Origin of the sequence: Listeria sp. SHR_NRA_18 (genome assembly GCF_003856515.1) — a bacterium.
In the GTDB taxonomy this organism is placed as follows: domain Bacteria; phylum Bacillota; class Bacilli; order Lactobacillales; family Listeriaceae; genus Listeria_A; species Listeria_A newyorkensis.
In genome coordinates this window covers 1-468 of sequence record NZ_QPKR01000054.1, presented here as the reverse complement: position 1 = coordinate 468, position 468 = coordinate 1, and the positions used below count along the sequence as shown (strand labels likewise).

General features: G+C 51.3%; 1 protein-coding gene. It reads left to right on the top strand.

Annotated elements, in window-relative coordinates:
• Positions 1 to 468: aldehyde dehydrogenase family protein (locus DUK53_RS17105; RefSeq protein WP_124893242.1), on the top strand; the 468-nt coding region annotated here is incomplete at both ends.

Here is a 468-nt window from a genome sequence, read left to right as displayed (position 1 = left end):
CCGTATTCCTCTGGCTAAACTGGCCGTTGAAGAATCAGGCATGGGTATCGTTGAAGACAAAGTCATCAAAAACCACTTCGCTTCCGAATACATCTATAACGCCTATAAAGACGAAAAGACCTGCGGGATCCTCTCCGAAGATGAAACTTTCGGTACCATTACTATAGCTGAGCCAATTGGTCTGCTGTGCGGTATCGTGCCAACCACCAACCCGACTTCTACCGCAATCTTCAAAGCGCTAATCAGCCTGAAGACCCGTAACGGCATCATTTTCTCCCCGCACCCACGTGCCAAGAACGCCACCAACAAAGCCGCAGATATCGTTCTGCAGGCTGCCATTGCTGCTGGCGCACCGAAAGACATCATCGGTTGGATCGACCAGCCAACGGTAGACCTGTCCAACCAATTGATGCATCACCCAGACATTAACCTGATCCTGGCAACCGGTGGCCCAGGCATGGTTAAAGC